Raw genomic sequence first — 7,600 nt, forward strand, 5'->3', positions numbered from 1 at the left:
TGCAAGAAGATTGGAACGACACGTGAAGACAACACAATCTCATTTTGTCGCTACGGGCATATGCATACTCTTCGTCGGATTGATCGGCGGGGCACTTGCCCAAGAACCCCATGCGGCCCAAGGAGAGTCATTCCAGCTTGAACAATTGCAACGGCGGTTCGTTGACGACCGCTTCGGCATGTTTATCTGTTACAACATCATGTCCTATGGGGCGAAGTGGGGAGAGGATGGTTATGACTGCTCTGGCTTCAATCCACAAAAGCTTGACTGCAACCAATGGGCCGATGCAGCAGCGTCCGCCGGCATGCGTTTCGGCCTGCTGACGACCAAGCATCACGAAGGCTTTTGTCTGTGGGATAGCGAATTCACTGACTATGACGTCGCAGGATCTCCTTACAACAAAGACATCGTCAGGCAATACGTCGATGCCTTTCGTGCCAAAGCGCTTCGTATCGGTTTTTATTATTCGGTATGGGATAGCACGCACGGTATCAGCAAAGGCACGATCGGTCCCAAAGAGATCGCCTTTATTAAAGGACAGATCCGCGAGTTGCTTACCAACTATGGCGAGATCGACTATTTTGTGATCGACGGTTGGTTCTGGAAAATGGGGCATCACGAAGTTCCATTCACGGAAATTCGTGAGTTCATACGCGAGTTACAACCGGAGTGTCTCGTCACCGACCATACGCACCTTCAGGCAGTCTATCACGTCGACATCCCGTACTTCGAAGGACCGTTTGGTGCCTTTCCCGCTGCAGGAAACGCAATGCCCTCTGCCTTGGGGCACTGCAGCGTCAAGGGGAACGGCTGGTTTTGGGGCCCAGAAACTCCTCAAGGTCTTAAGCCTGGCGAGAACGCTCAGTCGATTGTCACCAAGCTGAAAACATTAGAGAGTCGTTACTGCAACTTCATGCTCAACTGCATGCCCAATCGCGATGGATTGCTGGACCCACTCTACATTGATTTACTCGCAGAGATCGGCACGCTTTGGAAACCCGATCTCGATCGTCCACCACTTCCCGCTCAAAATCCACTGCCGGTATATTCGATTCCAATTGAAAACGTCGCGGCGAGCAGTGGGGATCCGGAGGCCTTAATCGATGCCTGCCAACATGGCACGGAGCACGTTCATTGGATTTCCGATGGGAACATGCCACAGACGATTACGCTGGATCTAGGCACTGTCTATAAAGGCGTGGATGCCGTTACCATTGTCCCGAATCACCGATGTAAACCTAGTCCAGAGTCCGCCTTGGAAGAAGGCAATGTCACGAAGCTCAATGTGTTTGCCGGTGTAGATAAAGCAGCCATGACACTCGTTGCGGCGAGGAGTTACACGCCGGACGCTAAACCCCGGCATGTCACGTTTGTTGCTCAGCCGACTCGCTACATAAAACTCGAGATTCTGGAGTCTCACGGTTCAAATACGATCATTGCGGAATTAGCGGTCGGAGGATCCAAGCAAAAGCCGCTCGCATCACGCTAGAAATCTGACGAATCCCACTACCGAAATCGGACACCATTTTTCCGAACGATATTAATGCCATGAGAAGAGTTAGACCTTTATCGATCGTTGTATGCATTGCAGCCCTTAGCTTATCAAGTCTGAGTGGTTGGGCAGAAGAATTCCGCTATGAACCGAAGTGGGAGTCCATTCGCAGCAAATATGAAGTGCCCGAATGGTTCATGGACGCCAAGTTCGGCATCTTTTTGCATTGGGGCCCTTATGCCGTACCGGCTTATATGTCGGAAAAGTATGCCCCGGGAATGTACGATCCCAAATGGAACAAGGGCGGCATGAATGCATTCAGCCATCACCAAGAGAACTATGGCGATCCTTCGAAATTCGGGTACAAGGACTTTGTCCCTAGGTTCAAGGCAGAGAAGTTTGATGCCAAACAATGGGCGACGTTATTCAATCAAGCCGGGGCTAGGTACGTGGTACCGGTTGCTGAACACCACGACGGTTTTGCCATGTACGCCTCCAAACACACGCGTTGGAATGTGGCCGACATGGGGCCCAAGAAAGACGTGATGCGTCTGCTGGCTGACGCTTGCCGCGCGGAAGGCATGAAGTTTGGGGCCTCCACCCACTTCGCCCTGAACCGCAGCTACTACAGGACGACCGATCCTAATTGGGACACCTGCGATCCTCAATACGCCGATCTCTACTGGTTTAATGTTCCCAAAGATTCTAAACCGAGTCCTCTATTCCTGGATCTTTGGTGGAAACGAACAACCGATATCATCGATCAATATCATCCCGATGTACTGTGGTTCGACTACGGTTTTGATAAACCCGGATGGGAGTCCGTGCACAAGGAAATTTTGGCCTATTACTACAACAAGGGCTTGGAGTGGAACAAGGGCGTGGTCTTTCAGGATAAAAACATGAAGCACCACAATTTTCCTGAGGACCTCATTGTCTTGGATATCGAGCGAGGACGCATGTCGGATATTTCCAAAAACCCTTGGCAAACCGATACCTCCGTGGGTGAGATCTCGTGGGGATATATCAAGGACGAGAAATACAAATCATCGGATTATCTTTTGGATGAGTTAATCGACATTGTCAGTAAGAACGGTTGCTTGTTGCTCAACATTGGACCAAAGGCTGATGGAACGATCCCCGTCGAAGCTGAAGCCATTCTGGTCGACATGGGTGCTTGGCTGAAAGTGAACGGCGAGGCGATCTACGATACGCGGCCCTGGAAAATCTATGGTGAAGGACCGACCAAAGTCAGTAAGGGACATCACTCGGAAAAGAACAACAAAGACTCCGGGCCCAAGGATATTCGTTTTACGACCAAAGGCGACGTGCTATTTGCAACTGCATTGGGATGGCCAAACGATGGCGTGTTCACCATTGAGACATTGGCAAGCGACAATCCTCACGAAAGTCGTGCAGTGAAATCTGTAGCATTGATCAGTGGCTCGAATCCCATCACTTGGGAACAAACACAGCAGGGACTGACCATCAAGGTCCAGGGACAAAAACCTTGTGAGGCAGCCTATGCTTTCCGGATCACTTTTTAAATGTTGAACGCAGAATTCTTAACAGGGAGGGATTCCGCTACGGTCCCACCTGTTTCGGTTCCATCTGAATCTAGCGCAGGCCGGATCGATGGTTGCAAACCAATGTCGTGAATATCCCGAGCTAGCGGGCCACTCGAGCGAGACTATCGGAAATCCTCGATCAGTTTGGTCGGGACGTACCGCTCTCCCTGCAGTTCTTCGAAGTAACGAATCGTCCCACCGCCGTTCTCGGTTCGGCGACGAGCCTCCTGGCCCATCGCTTTGAGCATGTCGGCGGCTTGTTGTTGGTCGTCGACTAGGAAGAAGTATTCGTTCTCGGAGACGACCTTTCCACGGTCGTCAAGAAGTTGCATTTCGACATAGAATTTTTCACCTCGTTTTCCCGGTACCTTGACCGAAACTTGCGAGAACTCCGTCGCACTGTCAGCGCTCACGTCTCCGATTTTTTGCGTTTCCTCGTGAAAGAGGCGTTTCTGATCGTCTAGGAAACGAATTGCCACGGTGCAGTTAGGGAACTCCTTGAACAGATCGTTGACGACCCAAATCTGGCCGCCAAACGTCTCGCCGGGATTCCACCGGCGTTTGTCGTGCTGAAGCGAAACTAGCAACGGTTGGAAAGTGCGGCGGACATACTCAAACGACTTTTTCGGCTGCAGATAAAAGTCGACGATGGCCCATTTCATGTCCGGAGTGTGGAGCATCAGATGGCAGAAGGAGACGCCGCTGTTCTTGGGTTTCATTCTGCGGAAGTGCTCGCCGGAATACTGAAAGTAAACTCCCTGGGCAATCTGAGTCGCGTCGACGAATCGCTCTAGCCCGTCAATGCGTTGCTCGCCGAAGACTTCGTAGTTGTGAATTCGGAGGATGTCGAGATCGGCCCAGTGATACCCCCAACCAGGTCCCGGCGGCCACACTTCGTCCTCTGGGATGAACTTCCTGATGCTTTCCACGCTAGGGCAAGAAGTGATGGCTAGTTCTGGAACAAACGCGTACTCCAAACTGCTGTAGTAGTCTTCGAGCATCCTCGACCCAGCGCCGTAGTGCGGTGCGTGCGCATGAATCGACTCCCGAGGTTTGAATGCTTTCTGCACGTTCGGCCAGCTCAAGGGACACGTCGGCACCCACTGGATCGCATGATACGGCGCAACAGCTCTCTCTAACTCCGTGATCAGTTGCAAGAAGAAGTCGGAGTCGTCGTCCGACTGAGTGTATAGGATCTCCTCTCCACCGCTTAGAAAAATCACCGAGGGATTATTGCGGATCTGTTTAACGACTTCGATGCTTTCATCAAAGATCTTCTCGATGGTCTCGCGGTCCCTGGGATAGAGGTAATGGCTGAGGCTGAAATCTTGCCAAACGGTGATGCCCGCTTCATCGCAAAGTCGATAGAACAGCGGAATCTCGGGCGGATGCCAGCAGAAGATCCGGAGGTTGTTGATGTTGGCTTCTTTAGCCAACCGAATGTACTCGCGGTACATCGCTTCGGTGGCGCGGCCGGTGAACATGTCCGGCGGTCCGCCCCAACAGGCACTCCGCATGTAATGCCGCTGTCCATTAAGCATCACCGTCCAGGGATACTCCACCTCCTCGGGTGACCAGCCGGGATTCATGGCCATTTCCAGCTTTCGAATCGCAAACGACTGCCGCTCTTGGTCTTGGAAGCCGGAGTCGTCATGCACGGACACTTCGACTCGATACAGATTTTGATCCCCCAAATCCCACGTCGTCCATAGCTTAGGGTCCTCGACGCTCAGCGGAATCGTGCAGACACTCTCGCCAGGCTCCGAGCGATGGTTAGCGGAAACCATGACGGGCGGCGACGAGAAATTGTCGCCTTGCACGACCACGTCGAGCGTCAAATCGCGTTTCGCGTAGGAGTTGTTCCGCAGCGTGATCTGCACGCTCAATTCTGCCGAGCGATTCTGTTGAAGCTCCGATTGAACGTAGATATCCTCGATGCTCACCGGGCCAGTTGCCTCTAGACGCACCGGACGCCAGATACCAAACGGAGTAACGTTGCTTCCATAATCGCCGTGCCAGCGGTATTTGCGACCACAAACAAACGCAAAGGTTCGCGGTGGCGGGGCCAATCGAATCGCCAGCAGATTGTTCTCGGTCCGATCTCGCTTCGTGCTGAACTTCACCAAGTCGGTCACGTCGTAGTCGAAGCGAGAGTAGGCACCCTGGTGTGACCCGAGCGACTCGCCGTTGAGCCATGCGTCGCACTCGTAGTCCACACCCTCGAACATCAAACGGATCTGTTTACCGTTCATCTCCGCAGGGACTTTGAATGACTTAAAGTACCACCATTCGTAGTCCATCACCCACTTGGCACGCTGGCCGTTTCTACCGACGTGCGGATCATCGATTCGTCCAACCCGCCACAGGTCCGAATAGACGTCACCCGGCACGTGTGCCGGCCCGCAGTCCGGATGCACCTTGTGAAAAAGCTTCTTCACGCCTTCGCCGGGGAGGACGCCTTCCATCTCCCATGCGCCCGACAGATCGAGGACGACCTTGTCGCCTGGCGGATTATCGGCTGGCCCGTCTGCCAGCGTGACTCCGCTCGCAAAAAGAAATGCCAAAGCAATCATCAGTCCATAAAAAGTTGTCAGGCCATAAAGAGGCGTCGGGCCATATAGAGTTGTGCAATAGCGATTGTCGTTCATCGGATTCACCTTGCGTTGATTGAACATAATGATTGAAAACGATTTGAGTTGGTGGCCAACGCAAAACAGCAGCCCACGCGAGCATCACTATTCGTTTGGCTTGAGCAAAAAGTAGCGAAAAGGCATCTGTATCGAAAACGAGATTTCTGGAAGGATTTGAGAATTTTCACGCGAGATCTCTCGCTGTTGAGTTTACCGGTTGTACGGCCTGATGCGACAGGACGCACAATCGCTGATGCCGATACCACCGGATTAACGATAATAATCCGAGGAAAAACCAGCTGGAACAAGGATACCACCATCGAACAAACTGCCGTCCCAAAACGGGCGCCAAGAGAGATTTCTTTGTGCGAATCACAATTCGAGAGCAACGCTGGAGTCTCGTGCTCCTCACGATGACAATCCACCTTTTCGGGGGTTGCTCGCAGACACAGCACCGACGGAGTGCTGACCCAGAGGCCTATTGTACGATTGCGGAACGGAACAACGACCCTCGCTGGGCAGCTTCCGCAAATCACGTCACGGACTCCGTAAACAACTTCACCTTTTCGACGACCGGCTCAGCGAGCCCCAATCGTCGACGCCCAGCCCAAGCCGCCGTAGCGTCTCGCACTTGAGTTGAAATCTGCACCACATGCGACATACGCATGTCTCCCAAGAGAGGAAAAGAGAGGTGACGGTGGCTACACCACCTCCGTCACATCTATGTAACGCAAAAGTGGGCAGAATTTAGCTCTTCGGCTTCGACGTCTCTCGGGTCGCATTCATGCTCGTGTTGCCGGTCACCAATGTGATTTCTGGGTGGCTGTGCATCCGAGTCGAAGACGTCACGCAGGACAAGCAACGAAAGCTCTTCGCCAAACTCATCGATCAAAACGATCGCGCGGGTTCCGGGCTACCGCCAACAACCCCTGTCCACTTCTCCCCGATTTCACTCGCCCAAATTACCACGCTGATTTTTTGCATGCCGTTCCACTTCTTTCTAGGAATCCATTCGTTCTTTCTCTAGATAGTCTTCTCGGTTGTTTCTTGTTGCATTCCCAACGACAGTGCCATAGAATCAAATGCTTGAGAACTTCGCCAGTCGCAAAGAACTCGATTCAACTCATCGGGATAAACACATCACTGTGCTGTCACCCCAGGGCACTGTGCTGTCACCCAAGGGCACTGTGCTGTCACCCAAGGGCACGAAGTGCAGACAGATGTTGCTCTTTTTGCGAACTGATTGCGACTCTTGATCGTCAGTGCTTCAGCTCGCAAACTCCAATCGATCGACAGGACGGGGCAAGGCCAATCTCTCGTTCCCGATAACGTTCCAATCGATCGCCCCGAAATCATTGATGAAACGATAGACCCAACTCACATACGCTCGCTCACTCGACAAAGGTGTCTTATTCAATCGAAAATGGACACGAAATCTCTAGATTACTTCTCGTTTATTTTTGTCGATCACGCCCGCTAAGTCTTCACCGAGGACCACCGAAATGGCTCCATCGCCATCCGTTTGATCTCTCGATCGCTCCGCAAGCGTACCAAGACACCAAACTCGATTCGGTTAGCCGATGTCGCTCCCTCTCCCAATTGAAATGGTGCAAACAACATCATCCTGCGTGGAACCAAAGCCAAACGTTTCCCAAGATATGCCGATGTCAGGCGTATTCAAACTGATGAAAGACATACAGCTTTCCCCGGCAGCTAATCGCCAATACAATGAGCGAAGAAATCAATAACGCCACAAATGTGAACAAACGGTCAGTCCGGGAGTCGAGACGGGCCCCATTGCGGCGTCAAGCGTGACTCATGGGAACATTTTCGCCCGCTAGTGTTGCCAGCTACCCGTTTAAGCAAACGAGTTATCACACGGCTCAGTCGTGTGATAACAAGACATATCA

Annotated in this window: 3 protein-coding genes; 2 read left to right on the top strand and 1 reads right to left on the bottom strand. The window is 52.3% G+C overall.

Going from position 1 to position 7,600, the window contains the following annotated elements; translation table 11 throughout:
• Window positions 1-22: 22 nt before the first annotated feature.
• Complete coding sequence (locus tag CA13_RS34090; protein ID WP_419195330.1) at window positions 23-1,489, top strand: alpha-L-fucosidase; 1,467 nt, start codon at window positions 23-25, stop codon at window positions 1,487-1,489.
• Window positions 1,490-1,548: 59 nt separating this feature from the next.
• Window positions 1,549-3,039, top strand: a complete 1,491-nt coding sequence (locus tag CA13_RS34095) for an alpha-L-fucosidase (RefSeq protein WP_146404753.1) — start codon at window positions 1,549-1,551, stop codon at window positions 3,037-3,039.
• A 143-nt stretch (window positions 3,040-3,182) separates the two neighbouring features.
• Here the strand turns inward: CA13_RS34095 and CA13_RS34100 are convergent, their stop codons facing one another.
• Window positions 3,183-5,708, bottom strand: coding sequence for a beta-mannosidase (locus CA13_RS34100; RefSeq protein ID WP_419195331.1), 2,526 nt, complete (start codon window positions 5,706-5,708; stop codon window positions 3,183-3,185).
• Between the last annotated feature and the right edge of the window lie 1,892 nt (window positions 5,709-7,600).

The sequence above is a fragment of the Novipirellula herctigrandis genome, assembly GCA_007859835.1.
GTDB lineage: Bacteria > Planctomycetota > Planctomycetia > Pirellulales > Pirellulaceae > Novipirellula_A > Novipirellula_A herctigrandis.

What these genes read in the sequence shown, in the direction of transcription:
- CA13_RS34095 (WP_146404753.1), top strand. Translation starts at nt 1,549, where the DNA reads ATGAGAAGAGTTAGACCTTTATCGATCGTTGTATGCATTGCAGCCCTT.
- CA13_RS34100 (WP_419195331.1), bottom strand. Translation starts at nt 5,708, where the DNA reads ATGAACGACAATCGCTATTGCACAACTCTATATGGCCCGACGCCTCTT.